We start from the raw sequence: 23,405 nt of genomic DNA on the forward strand, positions 1-23,405 counted from the left end.
GCCGGCGGATGAAGAAGACTACACCTCAAACAGCCTGGCCACCAATGCCCGTGTTGGGTAGCCCTCCTCACCAGAGCCATTAGTACAACATAAAACTATGAAAAGTGTCCTGTCCCTTGTTGTGCTATACCTGCTGCTGGCGCTGCTGCTCGTGAGTTGCGCTGAACAGGAAGAGGCGGTTCCGGCCTGTCTGCAGGTAGAGGTGGTGGGGCCTGATTGCGCAGCCGGCTGGTACGTGCTTCAGATCATGGATGCCGATGGCACAGGCGAGCAGCGCAGCAATCAGTACATCGGGCAATTGCATAGCGGATTTGTTACCACCGACAACCTACCTGAGGACCTAAGGCACTCCGGTACGATAGCTTCCCTGTCGCTGGAGCGCAACTCCGAGTACGGGCCACTTTGTACCGCCATCTACATGAAATTTCCGCCGGTGCGGGTAAAGCAGGTTTGCTCAGATGAATAGAACAGTTTTTACAGAGTGCCTAATTTATTTTAATTGTTAGGAATAGTTAAACATGCAAAAGCCTGCTCATTAGAGCAGGTTTTTTGTTTCCGGGGGAATTCATGTCATGACTACTATTATGTTGACAAAAGCTAAACTAACAGCCCCTTTTTCATGTTATAGTATATCTTTACAAGTTGTAAAACCAACGAATGGATTTTAAGCTAACATCAGAATTTCAACCAACCGGCGACCAGCCAAAAGCAATAGCCCAACTGACCGATGGCGTGAACAAAGGCGAGCCTGTACAGGTGTTGCTGGGTGCCACAGGTACGGGTAAGACCTTTACAATGGCCAATGTGATCAAGAACACTGGCAAACCCACGCTGGTGCTCTGTCACAACAAGACCCTGGCCGCGCAGCTGTACGGTGAGTTCAAACAGTTTTTCCCTGACAATGCGGTCGAGTACTTCATTTCGTACTACGACTACTACCAGCCGGAAGCCTATATCGCCTCTTCGGATGTGTTCATCGAGAAGGACCTGCAAATCAATGAGGAGATTGAGAAGCTTCGTTTGCACACTACTTCGGCTTTGCTTTCGGGGCGCCGCGATGTGATCGTGGTGGCGTCGGTGTCGTGTATTTACGGTATCGGTAACCCGGAGGAGTTCGGCAAGAATGTAATCTACCTGGCGCCAGGCCAGAAATATAGCCGCAACAACCTGCTCTATACCTTTGTGCAGATCCTCTACAGCCGTACCGAGGCCGAGTTCACACGTGGAACATTCCGCGTGAAGGGTGATACCGTGGACATCTTCCCGGCTTATGCTGACTTTGCTTACCGACTCTACTTCTTTGGCGACGAGTTGGAGCAGATCCACCGCATCGACCCGGTGTCGGGCAAGAAGATAGCCGACGAAAAAGCGGTGACGCTATACCCGGCCAACCTCTTCGTGACGGGCAAGGACACGCTGCAACAGGCCATCCACGAGATACAGTACGACATGGTGGCGCAGCACGACTACTTCCTGAAAGAGGATAGACCGGTGGAGGCCAAGCGCATCAAGGAGCGGACCGAGTTTGACCTGGAGATGATTCGGGAACTGGGCTACTGCTCCGGTATAGAAAACTACTCCCGCTACTTCGACCGACGTGCCCCGGGTGCCCGTCCCTTCTGTCTGCTTGATTACTTCCCGGATGATTTCCTGATGGTAATCGACGAGAGCCACGTGACCGTGCCGCAGGTGCGCGCCATGTGGGGTGGTGACCGTTCCCGCAAGGTGGCGCTCGTGGAGTATGGCTTCCGTTTGCCGGCCGCCATGGACAACCGCCCGCTTACTTTCAATGAGTTTGAGAGCATGATGCACCAGGTGGTGTTTGTAAGCGCCACGCCAGGCGATTACGAGATTCAGAAATCCGAAGGCGTGATCGTCGAGCAGATCATCCGTCCGACCGGTCTGCTGGATCCGGAGATCGAAATCAGGCCGAGCGCCAACCAGGTCGATGACTTGCTGGATGAGGTGGATGAGCGCATCAAACGTAATGAGCGCGTGCTGGTAACAACCCTGACCAAGCGAATGTCCGAGGAGCTGACCAAGTACATGGACCGCCTCAATATCAAAGTAAAATACCTGCACTCCGAAGTGAAGACGCTGGACCGCGTGGAAATCCTGCGCGAGCTTCGTCTGGGTGAGATCGACGTGCTGGTGGGTGTAAACCTCCTGCGCGAGGGCCTTGACTTGCCGGAAGTAAGCCTGGTGGCCATCCTAGACGCTGACAAGGAAGGCTTCCTGCGCGACCAGCGCTCCCTGATCCAGACGATGGGCCGTGCCGCTCGTAACGAGCGCGGCCGTGTGATCATGTATGCCGACCGGATAACCGGATCCATGCAGCGGGCCATCGACGAAACCACTCGTCGCCGTGCGACGCAGATGGCGTATAACGAAGAGCATGGCATCACACCGCGCACGATTCTCAAAACGAAGGATGAGATCTTTGAGCAGACATCCGTAGCTGATTCAAAGAAAAAAGAAGTGAAGATGTACGCTGGTCCGGAGGAAGTATCGCTTGCGGCAGAACCGGTGATCCAAATGATGAAGCGCGACGAGCTCGAGAAGCTGATCAAGAAAACCGAGAAGCAGATGGAAGCCGCTGCCAAAGACCTCGACTTCCTGCAAGCCGCCAAGTACCGCGACGAACTAACTGAACTGCGGCAGTTGCTTAAGACGAAGCGAGACTGATAAGTTAGAAAGTTAGAGATTTAGAAAGTTAAAAAGTAAAGTATAGAAGCACTCACAGCGCTACGCTGTGGGTGCTTTCTGCTTTAAGGCCTGTACTCCAAGACCTCACGGGACCTGCGGAAATCACGAGTGTCTGTGCCCAAAGCAATTGCTATACCTGATCTGTGTCTCAGCAAGTACAGTAACAGCTGGCTACTCAGTAATAAGGTATAAGGAATAAGGTATAAGGTATAAGGTATAGCTTTTTGCCTTGTTCGCGTCCCGCGAGTCTGAGTCATTTAGTGGCGTCCCGCCACTTGTGCACGATTTACATCCCCCGCCCCCTTCAATGGGGGACTTTCATGTACGACTTGGTTAGGTGTGCTGGTTGGGGACTTGCATAGGTATACCATGGCGATATTGAGACAGGTAAATGGGTGCAGGCTCGCCGGTGCGCGATTCGGATATGTATACCGGTTCATGATTCGGACAGGTCGCGACCTGTCACTACAAACGAATATTTCTGTAAGGCTCTGCCACACGGCTCTTCGGGATTTATCAATCCCGAAGCAAACGGTCGGGGATTTCCTAATCCCCGTGTATAGGTTTTGCAGGTATATCGCGCCCTTTCGGACATCCGTGTCCGAAAGTAGTTCTGCTGGGGACATCCTTGTCCCCTATACCTAAGAACAAGAGCAGCATACGGGGATGTGGACATCCCCAACAGATGGCTTTCGGACACGGATGTCCAAAAGAGCATTTAGAAGAAATTGGAGAAGCGGCCAGAGTCCGCCGGATAGCTCACACCCGCGGGACGCGAGCGAGGGCATTACTGAGAATTGAGAGCAAAGAAGTCCTGCCCTCAAAGCGATAACTCTACAAATGAACCTGATCTTCCGAAAAGACCCGGAACAGGTATAAGGTATAGCCCTAGCCGAGCCGCTTTTTTTCTTGCACAGCTTTTTGTACTTTAACACCTCTGTCGCCACTATACCTTAGCCCCGACTATTTCCATCTACCTTATTGCACCATGATAAAAAGAATCAAACCACTTTTCCTGCCAATGCTACTGGCCGGAACGTTCACGGCCTGCCAGTCCCCCAACCACGAAACAGGCGAGGCCGGCGCTGAAACCGTAGCCGCCTTATCAACCGAAAGCTATGGCAACTACCTGAGCGCGCTGGCCGCCGACGGTATGGAGGGACGCAAGCCTTTTACTTCGGGTGAGCAGAAGACACTGGATTACCTGGAGCGGGAGTTCAAGGCGCTGGGCGTGGAGCCGGGCAATGGCGATAGCTATTTCCAGGAAGTGCCCATGGTGGAAGTGAACACCACCGCCAGCCCGACCATGACCATTAAAGGCAAGCAGCAGGAACTCAAACTCGAGGGCCGCAACGATTACGTGATTTGGACCCGCCGTACAGACGAGACCATCACCATCGATCCAACTGAGATGGTGTTCGCCGGTTTCGGTATTGTGGCACCCGAGTACAATTGGAACGACTATGCCGGTCTGGATGTGAAAGACAAGATCGTGGTGATCTTGGTAAATGACCCGGGCTTCTACGCCCAGGACAAAGCAGTGTTCAATGGCAAGGCTATGACCTACTACGGGCGCTGGACCTACAAATTTGAAGAGGCAGCCCGACAGGGAGCAAAAGGCGCGCTGATCATCCACGATACAGAGCCGGCCGGGTATGGCTTTCAAGTGGTGCAGAACAACTGGAACACTTCCAAAATGTACCTCGACAGCCGGGGCAAAGAAACCTACCGCTGCGCCATGGAAGGCTGGATCACCACACCAATTGCCGAGAAACTGTTTGCGGCCGCCGGTATGGACTATAAGTCCGTGCTGAGCAAAGCGCATCAGCCAGGAAATAAACCTTTCCCACTGAACCTGCAGGCCAGCACCTCGATGAAGGTCAAGACCCGCTATGACAAGACCTCCAACTTCATTGCCAAGATCACCGGCAGCAAACGTCCTGACGAAACCATCATCTACACAGGTCACTGGGACCACCTGGGCATCGGCAAACCCGACGCGACGGGCGACAGCATCTACAACGGCGCGGTAGACAATGCCAGCGGGGTAGCCGGTCTATTAGAGATCGCCAAAGCATTCAAAGCGCAGACTGCTCAGCCGGAGCGCACGGTGGTGTTCCTGGCGGTAACGGCGGAGGAGCAGGGCCTTTGGGGCTCGGCTTATTATGCCGAGAATCCGGTGTTCCCGAAAGAGAAGACGGTTGCCAACATCAACATGGACATGATGAACCCTTACGGCAAGACCAAAGATGTGGTGCTGTACGGTATAGGGCAGTCTGAACTGGAGGACTACATCAAAGCGGAGGCCGAGGCAGCAGGACGCTACATTGCGCCGGAAGCGAATCCGGAGGCAGGCCTGTATTACCGTTCTGACCACTTCAACTTCGCCAAAATAGGTATACCGGCTCTCTTTATTGGACCGGGCGTGGATCTGGTGGAAGGCGGCAAAGAAGCCGGCAAGCAGAAACTCGACGAGTACTACGCCAACTACTACCACAAAGCAGCCGACCAAATGCACCCTGGTTACAAAGTGGATGGCACGGTGGAGGACCTGAAGCTGCTTTACCAGGTGGGCAAGCGTTTGGCCGGCTCAACGGAGTGGCCGCAGTGGAAGGCTGGATCTGAGTTTAAGGCGGTTCGGGATGGCTATATGAAGAAATAAGTATAGTTTTGCCCCCATCTATCTTCTGCAGTATCTGCAAGAGATAGATGGGTAAACACCTTCCTCAATTATTAAGCTTTTACATGAAATTTAATTTGCTGCTCTTCGCGGCTCTCCTTCCGCTTTACTGCTTCGGGCAACATGCGTTGGTAGGCGATCCAACTTATAATAAAACGGTGCCTCGCCTGATCTTTATGAAACACAATGAGAGCAGCAGCCCTCTGTTGAATACAAAGATCAGCCCTGCCGAATTCGAAGGAAGGTTGTCAATCAAAGAGACAAATATTTCTGTGACCTACAAGCGAAACGAGAAGGTAGGATCTACTGTAGGGAATTACGCTCAACTCACAGTACCTCCCAGTAGACTAATGGACTTTCACTTGATATATGGCTATAACTATAAAGTATTCATTGATGAAGCTACAGCTGCCAAGGGACTACGCTTCAGTATTGTACTTACGCCAAACGATAAAGTAGAGAGCAAGAACCTTGGAAGCCATGTGTTGCAAAATGGCAAAGTTGTTACAAAAAAGATAAATCCGAAATCATTCGAAATAAGTCAGAATGATACCATCCTGACAATAGATATTGCCGCATCCAATCTGACCGCAGGCTCATACCTGACGTTCAATGCTCAGGTTAGTTCGGGCAATTTCGGAGAGATTGGGCCTTTCTGGATTGAGAATCCAGCCTACATCGATTATGTCAGTTTTAATATGCCGGAGATCTTTCTTTATGACCTCGTCGCTCAAGATGTAGCACTAGAGTTGGTTTCGCAGGAAAAGAGACCATATGAGCTGCTCCATTTTAAGAGGGACAAAGAAGGAACGATCGATAAATTTAAAATTGACAGCTACAATTACAAGTGGATGATAAACCCCAAAAGTAATGAGGGTGGCTTTAAATTTAAGTTAACAGAAGTGCTCTTCCCCGAGAAGAGAGACATAGGTATAACACCTCCTGAACTGCTGATGCTATAATCGCCATCTTTCTTTCAGATATTACAGCAACAGCAGTCCCTTTTCCCTTAGCTCAAACCAAACCGGCGAGGCCAGGAATTCTGTGAAGCTCAGGTGCGCGTCCAGCGGGTACGTTTCTTCCAGTTGCTTCAGCGTCATAGCCGGAGCATCTTCCGCGGTAAGCAGTGTGAGTTGTTCCAGTAGCCACTGCCCGATGTTGGCGGTGGTCTTGATCTGGAAATCCTCGGCCTTTTCGTAGAAGGTGAGCACGCAGCGCTCAATGGTCTGGCCTTTTTTGGCGTACATCATAAAGTCGATCTCGGGTACGTTGCCTAGCCAGAACACGCGGGCCAATTTGCGCTCGCTGTCCGGTTTGGCGAGTTCCTGTATAGCCTTGGCGATCAGGTTGCGGTCGGTGGTGACACGTGGTACTTTGAAATCGAACCAGAAAGAAAGCGGCTCCTCCAGCCCCACGCCGTGCATGAAGTTGTAGAGCGCCTTGGCCAATCCCGGACCGAACAGCTCATGATCGGTGCCTTGCGGGTCGTCGTGCCAGAGGTCGTTGTTGGCAAAGTCGCCTTCCGGCGGACCTATCTTCACCACACCAAACTTCTCCGGATGCTTGCCTACGGGGCTGTGCGCTGTCATGCTGAAGCGGTGCCAATACCCAGACTGGATCACACCGTTGAGGAAGAGTTGTCGCACCACCTCCAGCGAATCAATCGTTTCTTGTGCCGTTTGCGTCGGGAAACCATACATGAGGTAAGCGTGCACCATAATGCCGGCCTGTGTGAAGCCGTCGGTCACGCGAGCCACTTGCGCGATACTCACACCCTTCTTCATCAGGTCCAGCAGGCGGTCCGAGGCCACTTCCAGGCCACCTGACACCGCAATACAGCCCGAGGCGGCCAACAGGCGACACAGGTCAGGCGAAAAGGTCTTCTCGAAGCGGATGTTGCCCCACCAGGTAATTTTCACGCCGCGGCGGATCAGCTCAATGGCCAGGTCGCGCAGGGCGGCGGGCGGCGCAGCTTCGTCTACAAAGTGAAAGCCGGTTTGGCCGGTTTGGGCGATAAGCTGCTCGATGCGGTCGACCAGCAAAGTGGCAGGTGCTGTTTCGTAGCGGGAAATATAGTCGAGGGTGATGTCGCAGAAGGAGCAGCGCTTCCAGTAGCAGCCGTGGGCCACGGTGAGTTTGTTCCAGCGGCCATCGCTCCAAAGACGGTGCATCGGGTTGATCACGTCAATTACCGAGAGGTACTCCTGCAGCGGCAGGTCACTGTAATCCGGCGTGCCGACTTCGGTATGTGGAATATCCTTATCGAGGCAGCCGTTGATATAGTCGACCTGGCCATTTTGCAACATAAAGGTGCGCTGCAGCAAATCGACTTGACGTTCGCCCTGCAGGTATTCCAGCAGTTTCAACCAGGGACCTTCACCATCATCCAGCGTCACAAAATCAATGTATTTGAACAGGCGCGGCTCGCGGAGTGTACGCAGCTCGGTGTTCGGGTAGCCGCCGCCCATCAGGGTATGGATGTGCGGGTATTTCTGTTTGATGTACTGAGCCAGTCGCAGGCCGCCGTATAGGTTGCCCGGGAAAGGGATGGAGAAACCTACCACATCGGGCTGTACCTCCTGCAGGCGCTCTTCGAGCAATTCCAGCAGTAGCTGGTCCACCAGGTTTGGCTCCGACTGCAGTGACTCTTCTAACGGGTCAAACGACGTAGCCGACAGGGCCAATTTCTCGGCGTAGCGGCTGAAGGCGAAGTAAGGGCAGATCGTCTCCTTGATCAGATCACCCAAATCTTCCAGGTATAGCGTGGCCAGGTAGCGGGCGCGGTCCGTGATGCCCATGCTGCCAAAAGCCCAGTCGATGTCCTCTACCTGGTCGAAGCGGGAGGCCTCGGGCAGGTAGCGGCTGTAGCTGATCTGCTGTGCCAGGGTAGTGTCCTTGTTCTGCAAAAAGCGGATAACCGGCTCGATGGTGTTCAGGTACTCGCGCTTCAGACGTACGATGCGCCGGCTGTTGTCCGACAGCTCGAAATCACCTGCTTCCACAGCCGCGAAGATCCTTGCCAAACCGTTTCGGGTGAACATGCGCAACACCAACTCAATGCCAAAGTCAGCCTGCGTCACGGTATAGCCCTGGCCTGTCAGGAAGCCTTTGATGTAAGCGGTGGCAGGGTAGGGCGTGTTGAGCTGCGTGAGCGGCGGTGTGATGAGCAGTATGGTTGGCTTCTTCAAGTCTCGGGAATCTTAAAATAACAAACGCCCCACAGGGCGGCGGATTGCAAAACTACTGATAATGTAGCGCTTTCTAAACAGATGCTGTCAGGTTAACAGTTCTGCTGCAGCCAGGGTTCAGTACAGAGCCATTGGAAATGAGGAGGTTAGGGCGGAGCTAAAATAAAGCTGAAATATTTATGCACTAAGGCAGTATTAAATTATATAAATCTATCTTTATATGACTATATTTGCATTATTATCATCTATAGTTGAATGCTTCTGGGCGTTAAAGCCAGGGTTTTAAGCTGTGAAAACATAAAAACCTGGAGCAATGGCTTGTGATGGTGTAAGTGTTTCAATTGTTCCCTAAAACAAAAGGCCCGCGGTACTATCGCGGGCTTTTCGTTTTTAAGAGGTATAGCAGCGCTTAGCTGAGCAGCTGCGATGTTTTATTGACAAGGTAGTTCGCCCCGGGTACAATGGCCAGCACCGTGCCTGCCACCAGCACAAACAGCACCACGAACATGCGCAGCCAGTTTATAAAAAAGTTATCGGCAAAGCCAAAGGTATAGAGCTGCAGGGCAGAGGCTATGAGCAGGCACAGCAGGGAGATGACCAGCAGCTTACGCTTGAGCGTCGGGTTCAGAAAATTCTTTTTCATGGCAAACCAGGTATAGCCGCAAAGTTAAGGGTTAGGCCGATAGATGCGTTATCAGGCGTGCCCTTTTTGCGCTTCGGCATCCGAGCTGTCATCCTTGGTGTGGCCCGGATCATTTACGCCCTTGTTCTGAGGCGGCGGCGTCTGCTTTTCTCCCGCTACTTTTTTTGTGTCCGACGACATTTCCTTCGTGCTTTTTTCCTGATCGGCTTTGTTTTTCCCGTTCATCATACCTGAATGTTTTTAGTACTCTCTATCATACGGCAAACCCGCGGGGTATGTAGCTATTTTTAACTCTAATTGTGGAGCGGTCGTACATTAGAGGGCTATACCGTGATGCGGTATGGCGCTTTGAAAATCTAAAACGGAAGAACTATGAAATCGATAAAGACAACGGCTGCCGTGCTGGGCATACTGCTAGGTATAGGTATGGCCTCCTGCAACACAGGCACCGACCCCGGCGAGACCAACACTGAGCGTAGCGACTATGAGCGCACCGAAGAAGCGGACCGCAGCAGCATGGACAACGACACCACCGAAAACTATGAGAAGATCTACGAAGGCCGTGAAGGCACCGCCATCGGCGACAGCGCCTACAACCAGGAGGGTGACCGTAAGAAGCGCTACGATAAAGACCTGAAACCAAACCCAAACCAGTAAGCTGGCTCAGGTATAAAAGCACAACGCCCGGCACTCTGTTCGTGAGTGCCGGGCGTTGTGCTTTCAGCATGTTTGATCTCTAGCGGAATACAAAGCCATTGGGGGCGATGCCTACCCTAAAGGAATCGACAGCAGCGCCACTTTGCGGATTGTAGCGGACTACCCAACCATTGGAGGCATAGTCGGTTGCTTTGCCAGCGTAGATGGTGCCGCTGGCAGGCTCCACACCCAAGCCATTGAAACCATACGCAACGTAAGTACCCCGGTCGATGAGCGGCTTTGTGGCAAGGGTGCTAGCGTTCACGTCCTGCATCCATACCTTGTTGTTGAACACATAGTAGAGCTTGTCTCCATTCGGGTTTGGCGTGAGCTTGCCCGGAGCCGGAGCATTCTGGCTGAAGGTAAGTGTGCTTGCCACAGTATTACTGCCCGTGTTTATTTTGGCAAGGGAGCCGGGTGTGCTGTTTTCCTCGCTCACCGACCAGTCAACTGGATCGTAGGCTTTTACACCCTGGCTGCTTACCCACAGCACATTGTTGCGATCCAATGCCAGACTATTCGGTCCGTCGTTTACTGTAATAGAGGTTTCGATGGCATCTGTCGCGGTGTTGATGACCGTCACGGTTTTGCCGCCGCTGTTGGCGACATACAGCTTGCCACCAGCTATCACCAATTGCTCCGGCTGCACACCCACCGTAATGGTTTTGGTCACAGTATTGGTTTTTAGATCTACTACGGCCACTCGGCCGTTGCTGTAGGCATAGGTAGCCGGGTCGTAGCCGAGCCACTCGGTTACGTATGCCTTGTCATCGTTCAAGACAGTGAAGTAACGAGGCGCCTCCAGTCCTGCGATCTCGCCTTCGGCTTTCAGGGTATTCGCATTGGTCACCACCACCTTGCCGCTGTTGTTCATCACCAGGTATAGCCGCTCGCCCTGCTGGGCCATGTGCTGCAGCACGTCGCCGAGCACCAGTGGCGCATTTACTTTCTTAAACGACTCGTTCTCTACCGTTTTGCTGTCGTGGCTGTAGAAACTCACCGAAGCATTTGATTTCGTAAAAGCGCCCTCATTCGAGATAAGCACACCATTGCGGGCATATTCTCCGGTGGGGCCATTATTGTTATCATCACTGCAGCTGTTAAGGGCAACGGCACCAAACACAAAAACGGCGGACAGAAAATAGCTACGGAATCGGGTAATTTTTTTCATGTTGTTATGGGGTATGGATATGAAATTAAGGTATTACAAAACGTAAGCTCACAGCCAGGCTGCGGGGCGGCATCGGCACATTTTCGAGCACAGTGTAGGCGCGATTCGTCACATTGCCGCTGCGCACCGACGCGACAAACTGGTTTTGAGCGAGGCTGAATTTTTTGTGCAGGGCAAGGCTGAGCAAGGTATAGCCGGGCAGGCTGCTGGCGTTACTGTTGTCGGTGTAGCGGAGGCCAGTATGCGTCAGGTTGCCGAGCAGCGTCCAGGTACGGAAGGAGATATCTGTTCCCAACTGTGCTTTGTGCAACGGTACGTGGGCGAGCTGTTGGTTCAGTTCCTGGCTTCCTTCGTAGGCTTTCACCTGCTCCGATGCGGTGTAGGTATAGGCGCCCGTGGCGGCCAGTTGCCAGTCGCCGCGTGTGGTGGTGGCGCGGCTGCTGAGTTCTATACCTTGCGCGCGTACTTTCTGCAGGTTGCGGGGGGACCAGTAGCTGGACGTGACAGGCATCCACTGTATCCAGTTATCCACCAGCATACGGTAAACTGACAGTTCGGACTCCAACTGCACAGTGCCCAAGGTATAGTGGTGACGCAGCCCGGTTTCGAAGCTCCAGCCCTGTTCCGGCTTGATGTCCGGGTTGCCGCCCGGTTGCCAGAAGCGCTCATTCAGCGTCGGTACCCGGTAGCTGCCCGAGACGTTGCCCTTCAGGTATAGCTGGTGCTGGTCGTGCTCCAGTAGCAGCCAGTTGGCGCCCAGGGTAGGAGCAGGAGCGGGATTATAGCCTTTCACAAAAGCCTGACGCAGGTTCAGGCTCAGGTCGAGTCGCTTGCTGGGGTCGTAGCGGAAGAGCAAAAAAGCGGAGGCGCGGTCTTCGGTCACCTGTTTGCCGTAACCCTGCACATCGGCTTCGAAGTGCTGCAGGTTGAGGCCACCCCGCAAACTCCAGCGGCGGGCGTAGGTATAGGTTTGCTCGGCCTGCAGTTGGTAAGTGTTGATATCGGTGGTGGAGTGGTTGCTGTTGTCCGTGAAGAGGAGGTAATCATTGAAAACAGCCGCTTTCAGGGAGGTTTCGCCCCAGTTGCTGCCGTGGTTGAGTTCGGTCATCAGACGCAGGTTCCGGTCAACTTGCCCGGCGTTGGTATTGGCTGCTCCCAGAGCAGGCGGCACTTCGCGGTTGGCGTAGGTATACCAGCCATGCAGCGCTAGTCGGGTGTTTTGGGAAAGTTGCCAGCGCACATCCTGCGTGAAACCGTGTTGGGCAACTTGTGCCTGGTCCTGCCGGCGGGTGGGCCCCCCGATGCGACCATAGTCCCGGAAGGAAAAGTCGTTCTCTGCTGCCAGATAGTAGCCACCTAAAGCAACAGACATCTTCCGGCCACTGTATCGGGCGTTGGCACTGGAAAAATAGCGTCCAAAGCTGCCCACTTCCTGCAGCGCTTCCGCGCCGAAGCCTGGCTCCAGCTGTGTCGGGGAATTCAGCAAAACCGCTCCACCAATCGCCCCGCTGCCATAGGTTGCACCTGCCGCACCATGCTGCACGGCAATGCTTCCGATGCTGCTCAATGGCAACAAGGACATGTCGCTTTGCCCCAGGGCAGGCTGACTGATGTTGAGGCCGTTCCAGAGCACGGCGGTGTGCGTAGCGCTGGTGCCCCGGAAGGAGGGAGTGGAAATGCCGCTCGGGCCGTTCGTTTTCAGGAATACCGGCGTGCGGGCCTGCAGAGCATCGGCCAGGGAACCGGAGGTATAGGTGCGGAGGAAAGTGCTGTCGAGTGTGGTGACACGGCTGCCGGAGGCAAAGACCTCGGCGGGCTTGCCGAAAACCTCTACGGTGCGCAGGTGGTACAGTGTCGTATCCTGCTGCTGCGCCACGGCAGTTGGTGCTATACCCAGCGATAAGGCCAGGCACGATAAAAAATGGAAATGAAACTTTGCCACGTTTACGCTTGCTTAGATCCCGAAGCATGCAGGCAGGTATGGGCAGGAACGGCGCGCAGGTATAGATAGCGAGCAGTGCAGCTTTTTACCCGAAAGCATACGACTAATTTGGTCAAACTGGCAGGTCTCCTGGCTCTCTTCAGGTCAGCCAGCCTTCCCATGCATTGTGCGGCACAGTGGCGGTGGTTTTGGCTTACCCTTTTTAAGAAGATTACAGTTGCGGGAACAGCATAGGTTTTACACCTATTTCCCTTTTAAGGCTTTGTTATAGTTAAAACAAGGCCACCAATCTGAAGGCAAAGGTAATTGTTTTAATGAGTAATGGTTAATGAGGAATGATGAATGAGTAATTAAATTTAGTGAGTAGCCTATAATGATCAACAATGATGCGGGGATAAGGGTATGAGATTGGCTGATGGGCTTGTTTCACGTATACCTGTTCATCATTTGCCCACAGGCAGGTGTAAGTGCACGGTGTATAGCCAATTAACTATTCATTCGTTACTAATCATTAGTCATTCATCATTATTCATTACAAATTGAAGCTAGGAAAAGACTTTTATACCCGAGCGGATGTAGCGCAGGTGGCGCAGGACCTGCTGGGGAAATACCTCTACACAAAGCATGATGGCATTCTCACCGGTGGCAAGATCGTGGAAACGGAGGCTTACTCTGGCACAAACGACAAAGCCTGCCATGCGCACCTGAACCGCCGGACGCAGCGCACCGAGATCATGTACCATGAGGGCGGGGTGGCGTACGTATACCTGGTGTATGGCATCTACAACCTGTTCAACATCATCACCAATGTAGAAGGAAGCGCCGATGCTGTGCTGGTCCGGGCCATCGAACCGACAGAAGGGATAGCCGAAATGCTGCTGCGCCGCAACATGGCTACGCCCAAACCCAACCTGACCGCCGGACCGGGCGTGCTCAGCATCGCCTTGGGTATAAACCGCCGCCACTACGGCACCTCCCTTACCGGCGACACCATTTGGATAGAAGATCAAGGTATAGCCGTGCCTGCCGAAGGTATAGCCATTGGCCTCCGAATCGGGATAGACTATGCCGGCGAAGATGCCCTGCTGCCGTGGCGCTTCTGGCTAAAGGACAACAAGTGGGTCAGCCGGAAGAAGTAGGCTAAGGCTGTACCCGCGTGTCGCTGCTGAAGCGGTAGGTGGTCGCGCCTACTTTACCTTGTCTGGCTATACCTTCGCACACGGCCACAAACTCCGTAATGACATCAGAGGTGAAGAAGCTAATGGTCGCTTTGCCGTTTGCGTCCGTCTTCACGTTCGGCTGCCAGTGCAGCGTGCTGCGGTAGTCCGGCAGGTTGTGACGCTCTTTTGCTACGTCGTAACGCGGTGAGTAAAACTCCGATGGCTTGTTATAGCCCGCCAATTTGAAGTTGAGAGTACCGGGTGCCTTCTGGTTGGCATAGTTGTAGTTGGGGTTGCCTCTTTTCGTGAAAAGCGCAATGACGCCGTCGGCCGAACCTGTCCCGAAAATAGCAGCGCTGGTTCCCTTCAGTACCTCGATCGCTTCGATGTCCTCGGGGTTAAGCGTATTTACTGTTTCCAACTCAACGCGCATGCCGTCCAGTATAAATATTGGAACTCCGCCTCCACGTATCGATACTTTCATTATGGGTCTATTCATCGAGTCTACGTCGTTGTAGACCTGCACTCCCGCTACACGACTGGCCAGATACTGCAGTATATTGGGGTATGTGACTGTAAGTTGTGCCACTTCAATGCGCGCGTCTGCCGATCCCTGGCCGTAAATGCGATGGCTGTCGCTGACCTCCTGCTTTTTAGCAGTAATCTCTACCTGCTTCAGTTGAATGGCACCCGTCGTCAGGCGGTGTTGGCGGTTGGCTTTTGCCCAGTCGCTTATGCGCCTGCGATAGGCGGCGATCTGCTCGGGTGAAAGGGTAGCGCCTTCCAATGCCCGGAAGTTGGGTGTGGGCGCCGCTGTCCGGTTCAGGTGAATCAGCTGATTGTTGCTTCCCTTGGGGGTGCGTGCCTGTACGAACACCTTGAGTGTGTCTTCAAAGTTGAGTCCTACAAAGCGGAAGCTGCCATCGGGGTTTGTCTCTGCCATCACCAGATTAGGCAGCGCAGGCACAGAGTCTTTTGGAGTTGTATTTGGCGTGAAAATGAGCGTCAGGTTGCTTTTCTGCGGGGTCTTCTTGCCAAGCTCTTTTTCAACCCGCCCCGAAAATGAAATGCTTTGCTCCGGCACATGCGTAGCGGTCGGCAGCTTGTCCTGCAGCAGGTCGCCCCAGTCGAAGCGGCGCCAGCCTTGGGTGAGCAACAGCAGATCCAGGTGCCGGCGTGCCTGCGGCTGCTTCCTGTCAAAGTAATAGGCTGGCTGCTCAATGTTGCCTTTCAACTCGCCCTGCAGGTATAGCTGCGTGTAAATGTTGGTTTCGTAAGGCTGCTGGTTCAGGTCACTCAGGGCATCGCGCACGGCGAGCGAGAAATTGCCGACTACCGGTTTGCCGTTCGCATCGCGGGCTTCCAGTTGCATGGTCACTTTCTGCCGTTTGCCATAGGTTGTCTTGTCGGTCGTGAGGTTGAGCTGGAGCTGCGGCGGATGGTTCACGAAAGCCAGGCGTTCGCTGAGGGCTTTGCCATCGGCGCTGAACAGGGTGAAGTGGATCAGACCTGCCGGGAACCGGGAGGCAGGTATAGCCGACTCCAGTACTTTCTTATCTGCATTGGCCCTCACGGCAAGAATGAGGCTGTCGGCCGCATGCGCTATCAGGTACATGGGACCGAGGGTCGCCGGGTTGGTAAAATTCTGCTCTATCCGGAAATTAACGGAGTGCTCGCTGAGTTGCATTACCTGCAGCACCACACCCTCCGGTTTCGCTTCCGGCAGCTTATACCCGGCCGTGCGGCCATTCGGGAGCTGCAGCTGTGCGGTATAGGTTTTGCCGGGCTCAGGGGTAAAGGTAAAGGCGCCCATTCCCAGGTGCTCGCTCTTAAAGTCCATCACCGTATTGTCTTGCTGATCGCGAATGGTGCCTGCCACCTGCTGTCCTTTGCCGCTCATATCCACCGCCTTAAAACCTACCCGCGAAGGTATACCGGCCACCAGGTGCCCACCTTCCGGGAAAAACTGCAGATCCAGAGCTGGCTGCCCTACCGGCAGGCGGTAGCTGCGCTGAAACGGATTGCTTTTGTCATCGGACTGCACCATTAAAAGGGCCTCTTTGACAGTGCCACTTTGGGCATTGCTGAAGAAGAGCGGGAGCCTGGCTATACCTTGCGCATCGGTCTCAAGGCTGCTCGATTTTCCTTTTTTGCCATCCAGCACCAGCTGCGTTCTAAGTTTCAGGTTTTTGATTGGTTCAAAAGGATGCTTGTAGAACTGCAGACTGGCTACCAACGAGTCGCCGGCAGGAGCGGTATGCGTTTTGAAAGAGATGCTGGCCCTGGCCTCGGTGAGGGAGGGGCTGGAAATGTTGAGCTCTCTGGTGAAATAGTACTCCGGATCGAAATTGCGCATCCAGTTGGTATAGGCCCGGAGCTGGTATAGTCCCTCTGAGAGAGTGTCGGGCAGGTAAAAATCGCCGTGTGCCATGCCGTCGCGTAGCTTGAGTTTTCGGCTCAGGCGCACTTTGTTATCAGGCCCTACCAGGTCGGCATACAGTACAGTGCTCAGACTGTCGGCTGCGTTTTGAGGAGCATAGGCCTTGAACCAGATCGTTTCGCCGAGGCTATAGAGCGTTTTGTCCTGCTGCAGGTAGATGCTCTCTTGTGGGTACAGGGCGTAGAACTTCTGGAGCTGAAGCGCGATGCGTGTAACGAGGTCGTCGCTACTGGCCTTTTTGAAGCTGAAGGCAAGGAGCACTAAAACAACAGGCAGCGAGAAGAAAAGTAGAGGTTTGCGCATAGCTTGGCTTATATTGGATGATATTGAATCAGAACAAATATTAAGCCAATAATATATAAAAAATAATCTATTTTTACTAATTAACCTTTCTCAGAGCTTATTCCGGCTGTAGGTACATCGGCACAAGTTCAGTCCTTTACACGCAAAAGCCCCGGCTATGCTGATCGCGATCAACAAAGCCGGGGCTTTTGTAGGTATGGGTATACCGGGTGTCTTATTTATTCTTCTGCTGCTCGTTATCGGTACGGGCTTGTGGCGTTGGGTTGTTGGAGCCCATTTTTCCCACCGCGTCTTTGTGCAGGTCGTTGCCTATGTCCTTCTTGGAGCCAGACTTGCCCGTGTTGGACTGCTGGTTTTTCGGCATGTTTTTGTTTTCCTTTTCGTTTTTCATAGCATTCAAATTTTAGTTCGGTTATAACTTGTGTTCTATACCTGTTTTACGAAGCCTGGTAGCACTGGTTTAAGCCAACAGAGAAGCCCGCAGCATGTGCCACGGGCTTCTCTGACTTATATTCAGCTAAACTATCTTAAGAATTATCGTCGCTGGAGCCTGAGTTGTTGTTGTTCTTGTTGCTCTGGCGTCCTGCCTCTGCATGTCCCTCGGAGTCACCGTGCCAGCCCTTGCCCTGGTTCTGGCTGCTACCCTGCGACTGACTGCCGCTCCTGGCCTGCGATTGATTGCCTGTTCTGCCTTGCGTCTGATCGCTCATTCTGCCTTGGGACTGATTGCCACTTCTGGCCTGTGACTGGCCACTTTGTGATGAACTGTCGTTCTTATGGCTCTGTCGACCGGCCTGTGCGTGACCTTGTGAGTCGCCGTGCCAGCCCTGGCCTTGGTTGCTGCTGCTTGCCCGTGAGCCCTGGCCGCTCTGGCCCGAAGGGTTGTTCTGGGAGCGGGAAGTGCTCTCAAACTCACCGGATTGGTTTCTTGGTTGGTTCTGATTACTGTTGCGATTCTGGTTTTGACCCTGGTTTTGATTCAGGTTGTCCTCATTATCGCGTTTCATATTCTGATTCTGATTTTCCTCATTATTGCGTTTCATAGCTTTCGTGTATTTAAATTGAACATAGTGTCTCCGTCTCAGACGGGACTCTCTTTTTTACGGCTTAAGTTTCTAACAGTTAATAAATTAAGTGTATTGGTGTTGTGACAGGTATAGCAATAAAACCGACTGTAATTAGTATGTGTATATAGCGGTATGCAAGTATAACAGCAGGTGTATGTGCTTGTGTATGAATTGGTTGGTTGTCCGAAATGGAGGAGCTGACCAAAAGATGGATTGGACTATAGAAGGAGAGGGGAAAACTAAAGCGCTCTAAATAAATATGAAAAAAATTAGCTGGAGGGAGCTGTCACTTTGCGGCAGTAGATCACAATGGGTTTTTGGTGCATATCTGTTGTGAAGAAGAGATAGTCAGCGCCGCCTTCTTTTATACCTGTCTTCTTTCGAATGTCAGCCACTGACTCCGGAAAGTTGCGCACCGTGATGTTGGCCTTGCGCTGCGGCAGCCTGGCTAGCAACTCCTTCTTATGGTAGCGGCCCACGCCCTGGCAGGCAAACGCGCGGCCCGGAAAATCAGGTATGAGTTGGTCGGAGGTATAGAGGTGGCTGTTGGGGTGCAGCTTGTAAAGATCAAACTGGCTGGCCACGCTGCGGTAAGCTCCTGATTTGAGTATGGCTGCGTTGGGCTCGTAAAGGTAGGCCTTTGGGTCGGCAAAGCTGACGAATGCCCGCTCTTCCTGCTCTTTGGTGAAAGTGAGTGCCTGTGAGCTGCCGCTTGGTAGCAGGTTGACCGCATGACGCTCGGGGTTAGCAGCCGCCTGGGGCTGTAGCAGGTATAGCACCTCCTTGCACTCGTTGTGCAGCGCGATCACCCATACCTGCGCGACGGAGCCCAGCTGTTCCAGCGCCAGTTCTATGTCGAGCATGGGGGAGGTTTTGAGCAGCACCGCATCCGCCTTTTCAAACAGCACCGGAAGGAGTCGCAGCACATCCGGCTCACAGTCCTGCAGCAGGTGTACTTTCTCTTGTCTGTCGCCGCGCCGCGCCGGGTCCAGGTATAGCACATCGGCACGGCCGGTAAAGCTCTGCAGAAAATCCTCAGCAGTGGCGTTAACAGCGGCGATATTGGCAGCCCCCAGCACTTTAAAATTATAGGCGGCTATCTCTGAAAGCGCGCTGTTCTGCTCCACATGCACCACCCGCTCAAACTGCTTTGCAAAAAAGAAGCTGTCCACCCCAAACCCGCCGGTCAGGTCGACGAGCAGCTTGCCCTTTACCAGCGAGGCTTTGTAAGCTGCAGTCGCCTCTGAGGAGGTCTGCTCTACAGACACCGCCGCCGGGAAAACCACCTCCGGATGCGCTGCCCAGGTCGGCAGCTTGTCGGCGGCTTTCTGCCGCGCCTGGATCTGCTTGACCAGCTCAGAAACAGGCAACTGAGGGTAACGGCCTGCCTGCAGCATCAGCTCGGCGGGGTTGCGGTGCTGGTGCTGCTGTATAAAATCTTTCTCTTCCGGTGTATAGTGCTTCATGGTGCGCTGCAAAGGTACAAATTTAATCAGCCCCGATTTTTTTCATAAAAGCTGACCAGCCGCAAACAATCCTTATACCTGCTGGTTCTATTCACAGCTAAAAGAAATTTTTAATTAATTATTTATCAGACTACTATGAAGAAATGGATGAAAATCATGCTGCTGGCGGTGCTGCCGGCTATGGTGCTGACAAGCTGCGATGACGACGACGATGATAACGCTATGATCGAAACCGCCAACGTGATGGTAGTACACGCCTCTCCTGACGCGCCTGACGTAGACCTGCTGATCGATAACGCGAAAGTAAACACGGCTCCCCTGGCCTACCCGAACAACACAGGCTACCTGGATGTGCAGGCAGGCCGACGCAATGTGAAGGTGAATGCCGCCGGCACCAGCACAACGGTGATTGACGCCAACGTGGATTTTGATAGTAACGATAGCTATTCTGTATTTGCGATCAACACGCTGAGCGCCATTGAGCCGCTGGTGCTGGAAGACGACCTGGACACGCCTGCCGCCGGCAAAGCGCACGTACGTTTTGTGCACCTCTCGCCTGATGCGCCGGCCGTAGATGTGGCCGTGACCAACGGGCCCGTGCTTTTCGGCAACCGGGCCTTTAAGAGCGCATCCGACTTCACGCCTGTTGATGCCGCATCTTATAACCTGGAAGTGCGCCTGGCTGGTACTCAAACCGTGGTGCTGACCGTGCCGAACGTGCAGCTGGCCGCTGGCCGCATCTATACTATTTTTGCCAGAGGCTTCGTGGCGCCGCCGGCCAGCAACATGAATGCCCTTGGTGCCGAGATCATTACGAACCGATAACCGCGAAGAAGACGACACCTAGAAGAGGCCTGTGCCATTGGCACGGGCTTCTGTATTTAAAAAGCCCTGTAAAACTGTTTGATATTCAGACGTATACTAATCTGGTGTTGAAGATGACAGAGAAATTTTATAATTTTGTGCTTCCTTAAGAAAATATTACAACATGATTGATACGCAACTAAAGTACAAGGTAAAAGATATTTCGCTGGCCGAGTGGGGCCGCAAAGAGATCAGACTGGCTGAGGCGGAGATGCCGGGCCTGATGGCAATTCGTCAGGAGTATGGCCCAAGCAAGCCGCTGGCAGGTGCCCGCATCGCCGGCTGTCTGCACATGACCATTCAGACGGCCGTGCTGATTGAGACACTGGTGGAACTGGGCGCTGAGGTGACCTGGTCTTCGTGCAACATTTTCTCTACACAGGACCACGCTGCCGCTGCTATTGCCGCTGCCGGTATTTCGGTTTACGCCTGGAAAGGAATGAATGCTGAGGAGTTCGACTGGTGCATCGAGCAGACGCTCTTCTTTGGTGAAGACCGCAAGCCGCTCAACATGATCCTGGACGACGGCGGTGACCTGACCAACATGGTGCTGGACAAGTACACGGAGTTGGCGGATGGCATTAAAGGCCTTTCCGAAGAAACGACAACCGGTGTTCACCGCCTGTATGAGCGTGTGAAGAACGGCACACTAACGATGCCTGCCATCAACGTTAACGACTCGGTTACCAAGTCGAAGTTTGATAACAAGTATGGTTGCAAGGAGTCATTGGTAGATGCGATCCGTCGTGCCACTGATGTGATGATGGCTGGTAAAGTAGCCGTTGTAGCCGGCTACGGTGACGTTGGCAAGGGCTCTGCCGCTTCCCTTCGTGGTGCCGGTGCCCGCGTGATCGTGACCGAGATTGACCCGATCTGCGCCCTGCAGGCTGCCATGGACGGCTTTGCAGTGAAGAAAATGGCCGATGTCGTGAAAGAAGCTGATATCGTGGTAACCGCTACTGGTAACAAAGACATCATCTCTGAGCAGCATTTCCGCAGCATGAAAGACAAGGCGATCGTTTGTAACATCGGTCACTTTGACAACGAGATCGATATGGCCTGGCTGAACGGCGCGTACGGTCATACCAAAGACACCATCAAGCCGCAGGTTGACCTCTACAACATCGAAGGCAAAGACATCATCGTGCTGGCCGAAGGCCGTTTGGTGAACCTGGGTTGCGCGACTGGTCACCCGTCGTTTGTGATGTCGAACTCCTTCTCTAACCAGACACTGGCCCAGATCGAGCTTTGGACAAACGCTGAGGCTTACGAGAACCAGGTATACACCCTGCCGAAGCACCTCGACGAGAAAGTAGCGCGCCTGCACCTGAGCAAGATTGGTGTAGAGCTGGACGAGCTTCGTCCGGACCAGGCTGCTTACATTGGCGTGGAGGTAGAAGGCCCATACAAGCCGGAGTACTACAGATACTAATTCCAGAAACAAGGTATAAATAAGAAAGCCGGGGCATCAGCTCCGGCTTTTCTGTTATTGCGATTTGAATCTGCCTAGTTTGAAGAATTTGTAGACCGAGGCCTTCACCTGTTTAAACTTATTGTCAAGCTTGAGGTACTTGTTGGCTCTGTCACGGTAGTGGACCCGACGATGCAGACCCAGGTGCGTGGTATAGGGTCTGTCCAGAATCACGGCCGTGTAACCCAGTTCACTAAAGAAGTCTGATATCTCCCGCTCAAACTGCCCAAGGCTAAACTGCGTGAAACCACCCATCAGCTTGTAGTCGCTCATACGCTTCAGGCTTGGGTTCAGGATAAAGATCTCCTTCTTCACTTCTCTATACCTGATGCCCTGGTATTCCTGCTCTTCTTCCGCGAAAAAATCAGCCGGAAGCTCTTTTGCTATTCTTCCCCAAACAGTAATGAGTTTTGGGAAGGCCTCCATCAACGTAAGTGAGTCCTCTATAAAACCTTCACGCAGGAACACCCAGTCGTCCTCGCAGTGGAAGATGTACTCTGTGTCCACGTGGCTGTAGGCAATCTCAATGCTTCTGCGCTGGCCCAGCTGCTCCGGGTTCACGATTGTCTCAAATTTGTCGTAGCTGAACTTCTGCAGCACTTTCTCCAGGCCTTTCCGGTTGCCGCTGTCTTCAATCACAAGGATCTTTTCAACGGGGTAAGTGTTGAACTTAAAAAAGGTTTTCAAGGTGGCCTCAAGCAAGTCGAAGCGATTGCAACTGGTAAAAACGACGGTGATTTTCTTAGACATAGAAATGCTGTGACGAAGCACAAAGATAGCGGGACGCCAAAAATAATTGCCCTGACCATTCAATTATTTAAAGGTCAGGGCAATTAATGGCTTTTGCCGGTCTAGTAAAGTTTCTGTCAAATAATGTTAAAGCGCGACATGAGCGACTTCTTGTAAGATTTGCCGATCGGGATATCGCCTTTGGAGAACACGACTGCGTTTTCTTCCAGGGCTTCCACTTTATCGAGGTTGGCGATGTAGGAGCGGTGCACCCGCACAAAATTGCTGGAAGGCAGCTTGTGCTCCATGTCTTTCAGGGTGGAGCTCACCAGGTACTTCTGATCTGCGGTGACGATGAAGGAATAGTTGTCATAGGCCTCTACCCACAAAATGTCGCTGTACTGCACCTTGATGATGCGATGCTTTACCTTTACAAAAATGTAATCGGTTTGCGGTTCCACTTCCTTCGGTGCTTTGGCTGCGCCATTATCAACTGTTTTGTGCCCGGAGTCGTGCTTGTAGAGGGCCAGTTCAATGGCGGAGCGCAGGTTTTTTTCATCGAACGGTTTGGCCAGGAAACCATCAGGCTCGGTTTTCTTCGCCCGGTCCAAGGTGTCCTTATCGGCATAGGCGGTCAGGTAGATAAAAGGAATGTCGAATTCCTCCCTGATCTTAGAGCCTATTTCAATGCCATCAATATCGCCTTTCAGGTTCACATCGAGCAATATAAGGTCTGGTTGCATGGTTCGGATCAAATCAAGAGTGTTCTCACCGGAGTCGATGGCACACGTCTGGTAACCTAACTCCTCCAAGCAGGCAGCCAGGTCTTCTGCGATTATAATTTCATCTTCTGAAATAAGAATCTTCGGTTTTGTCATA

The 23,405-nt window shown here is 52.9% G+C and carries 19 protein-coding genes and 1 riboswitch; of the genes, 8 read left to right on the forward strand and 11 right to left on the reverse strand.

All coding sequences use genetic code 11. The features are described 5' to 3' along the window. Nucleotides 1–97: 97 nt before the first annotated feature. The 4 genes from Q4E40_RS04420 to Q4E40_RS04435 all read left to right on the forward strand — a co-directional run bounded on the left by Q4E40_RS04420 (nucleotide 98) and on the right by Q4E40_RS04435 (nucleotide 6,348). Nucleotides 98–466 (forward strand): hypothetical protein, encoded by a 369-nt coding sequence (locus tag Q4E40_RS04420; RefSeq protein ID WP_303410306.1) that lies wholly within the window; start codon nucleotides 98–100, stop codon nucleotides 464–466. A gap of 191 nt (nucleotides 467–657) precedes the next feature. Beyond that, nucleotides 658–2,685 (forward strand): excinuclease ABC subunit UvrB, encoded by a 2,028-nt coding sequence (gene uvrB, locus Q4E40_RS04425; protein ID WP_303410307.1) that lies wholly within the window; start codon nucleotides 658–660, stop codon nucleotides 2,683–2,685. A gap of 1,009 nt (nucleotides 2,686–3,694) precedes the next feature. Beyond that, complete coding sequence (locus tag Q4E40_RS04430) at nucleotides 3,695–5,368, forward strand: M28 family metallopeptidase (protein ID WP_303410308.1); 1,674 nt, start codon at nucleotides 3,695–3,697, stop codon at nucleotides 5,366–5,368. Nucleotides 5,369–5,451: 83 nt separating this feature from the next. Then, nucleotides 5,452–6,348, forward strand: a complete 897-nt coding sequence (locus Q4E40_RS04435; protein ID WP_303410309.1) for a hypothetical protein — start codon at nucleotides 5,452–5,454, stop codon at nucleotides 6,346–6,348. Nucleotides 6,349–6,369: 21 nt separating this feature from the next. Here the strand turns inward: Q4E40_RS04435 and Q4E40_RS04440 are convergent, their stop codons facing one another. From Q4E40_RS04440 to Q4E40_RS04450, 3 genes are all read right to left on the reverse strand, one after another. Further along, nucleotides 6,370–8,574, reverse strand: coding sequence for a B12-binding domain-containing radical SAM protein (locus tag Q4E40_RS04440; RefSeq protein WP_303410310.1), 2,205 nt, complete (start codon nucleotides 8,572–8,574; stop codon nucleotides 6,370–6,372). Between the two features lie 409 nt (nucleotides 8,575–8,983). After that, nucleotides 8,984–9,217, reverse strand: coding sequence for a DUF2798 domain-containing protein (locus Q4E40_RS04445; RefSeq protein WP_303410311.1), 234 nt, complete (start codon nucleotides 9,215–9,217; stop codon nucleotides 8,984–8,986). Between the two features lie 51 nt (nucleotides 9,218–9,268). After that, nucleotides 9,269–9,445: a hypothetical protein gene (locus tag Q4E40_RS04450; protein ID WP_303410312.1), complete on the reverse strand. Its 177-nt coding sequence runs from the start codon at nucleotides 9,443–9,445 to the stop codon at nucleotides 9,269–9,271. A 144-nt stretch (nucleotides 9,446–9,589) separates the two neighbouring features. Here Q4E40_RS04450 and Q4E40_RS04455 point away from each other — a divergent pair, with 144 nt between their 5' ends. Beyond that, complete coding sequence (locus Q4E40_RS04455; RefSeq protein ID WP_303410313.1) at nucleotides 9,590–9,874, forward strand: hypothetical protein; 285 nt, start codon at nucleotides 9,590–9,592, stop codon at nucleotides 9,872–9,874. A gap of 79 nt (nucleotides 9,875–9,953) precedes the next feature. Here the strand turns inward: Q4E40_RS04455 and Q4E40_RS04460 are convergent, their stop codons facing one another. Together Q4E40_RS04460 and Q4E40_RS04465 are read right to left on the reverse strand one after the other, a co-directional pair. Then, a complete protein-coding gene (locus Q4E40_RS04460) occupies nucleotides 9,954–11,084 on the reverse strand; it encodes a DUF5074 domain-containing protein (protein WP_303410315.1) in 1,131 nt (376 codons plus the stop codon). Between the two features lie 25 nt (nucleotides 11,085–11,109). Continuing rightward, the gene (locus Q4E40_RS04465) at nucleotides 11,110–13,026 is read right to left on the reverse strand and encodes a TonB-dependent receptor plug domain-containing protein (protein ID WP_303410316.1); all 1,917 of its coding nucleotides are present in this window, start codon (nucleotides 13,024–13,026) and stop codon (nucleotides 11,110–11,112) included. A gap of 102 nt (nucleotides 13,027–13,128) precedes the next feature. Continuing rightward, nucleotides 13,129–13,331: riboswitch (cobalamin riboswitch) on the reverse strand. 234 nt (nucleotides 13,332–13,565) lie between these two features. Between Q4E40_RS04465 and Q4E40_RS04470 the strand changes: the two genes are divergently transcribed. Next, the gene (locus tag Q4E40_RS04470) at nucleotides 13,566–14,165 is read left to right on the forward strand and encodes a DNA-3-methyladenine glycosylase (protein ID WP_303410318.1); all 600 of its coding nucleotides are present in this window, start codon (nucleotides 13,566–13,568) and stop codon (nucleotides 14,163–14,165) included. A gap of 1 nt (nucleotide 14,166) precedes the next feature. On the opposite strand, the gene Q4E40_RS04475 is transcribed toward Q4E40_RS04470, so the two are convergent. The 4 genes from Q4E40_RS04475 to Q4E40_RS04490 all read right to left on the reverse strand — a co-directional run bounded on the left by Q4E40_RS04475 (nucleotide 14,167) and on the right by Q4E40_RS04490 (nucleotide 19,462). Further along, nucleotides 14,167–16,929: a TonB-dependent receptor plug domain-containing protein gene (locus tag Q4E40_RS04475; protein WP_303410319.1), complete on the reverse strand. Its 2,763-nt coding sequence runs from the start codon at nucleotides 16,927–16,929 to the stop codon at nucleotides 14,167–14,169. 214 nt (nucleotides 16,930–17,143) lie between these two features. Next, nucleotides 17,144–17,320, reverse strand: a complete 177-nt coding sequence (locus Q4E40_RS04480) for a hypothetical protein (protein ID WP_303410321.1) — start codon at nucleotides 17,318–17,320, stop codon at nucleotides 17,144–17,146. 136 nt (nucleotides 17,321–17,456) lie between these two features. Then, nucleotides 17,457–17,972 (reverse strand): hypothetical protein, encoded by a 516-nt coding sequence (locus tag Q4E40_RS04485; RefSeq protein WP_303410323.1) that lies wholly within the window; start codon nucleotides 17,970–17,972, stop codon nucleotides 17,457–17,459. A 293-nt stretch (nucleotides 17,973–18,265) separates the two neighbouring features. After that, nucleotides 18,266–19,462, reverse strand: coding sequence for a THUMP-like domain-containing protein (locus Q4E40_RS04490; RefSeq protein ID WP_303410324.1), 1,197 nt, complete (start codon nucleotides 19,460–19,462; stop codon nucleotides 18,266–18,268). A gap of 135 nt (nucleotides 19,463–19,597) precedes the next feature. Between Q4E40_RS04490 and Q4E40_RS04495 the strand changes: the two genes are divergently transcribed. After that, nucleotides 19,598–20,287, forward strand: coding sequence for a DUF4397 domain-containing protein (locus Q4E40_RS04495; protein ID WP_303410325.1), 690 nt, complete (start codon nucleotides 19,598–19,600; stop codon nucleotides 20,285–20,287). Between the two features lie 163 nt (nucleotides 20,288–20,450). Next, complete coding sequence (gene ahcY / locus Q4E40_RS04500) at nucleotides 20,451–21,758, forward strand: adenosylhomocysteinase (protein ID WP_303410327.1); 1,308 nt, start codon at nucleotides 20,451–20,453, stop codon at nucleotides 21,756–21,758. A gap of 54 nt (nucleotides 21,759–21,812) precedes the next feature. On the opposite strand, the gene Q4E40_RS04505 is transcribed toward ahcY, so the two are convergent. Beyond that, entirely contained in the window at nucleotides 21,813–22,547 is a 735-nt protein-coding gene (locus Q4E40_RS04505) for a glycosyltransferase (protein ID WP_303410328.1), read from the reverse strand. A gap of 116 nt (nucleotides 22,548–22,663) precedes the next feature. Next, nucleotides 22,664–23,404, reverse strand: coding sequence for a LytR/AlgR family response regulator transcription factor (locus tag Q4E40_RS04510; RefSeq protein ID WP_303410329.1), 741 nt, complete (start codon nucleotides 23,402–23,404; stop codon nucleotides 22,664–22,666). Nucleotide 23,405: the final 1 nt, after the last annotated feature.

The sequence above is a fragment of the Pontibacter coccineus genome (assembly GCF_030546575.1).
GTDB classification, from domain to species: Bacteria; Bacteroidota; Bacteroidia; order Cytophagales; family Hymenobacteraceae; genus Pontibacter; species Pontibacter coccineus.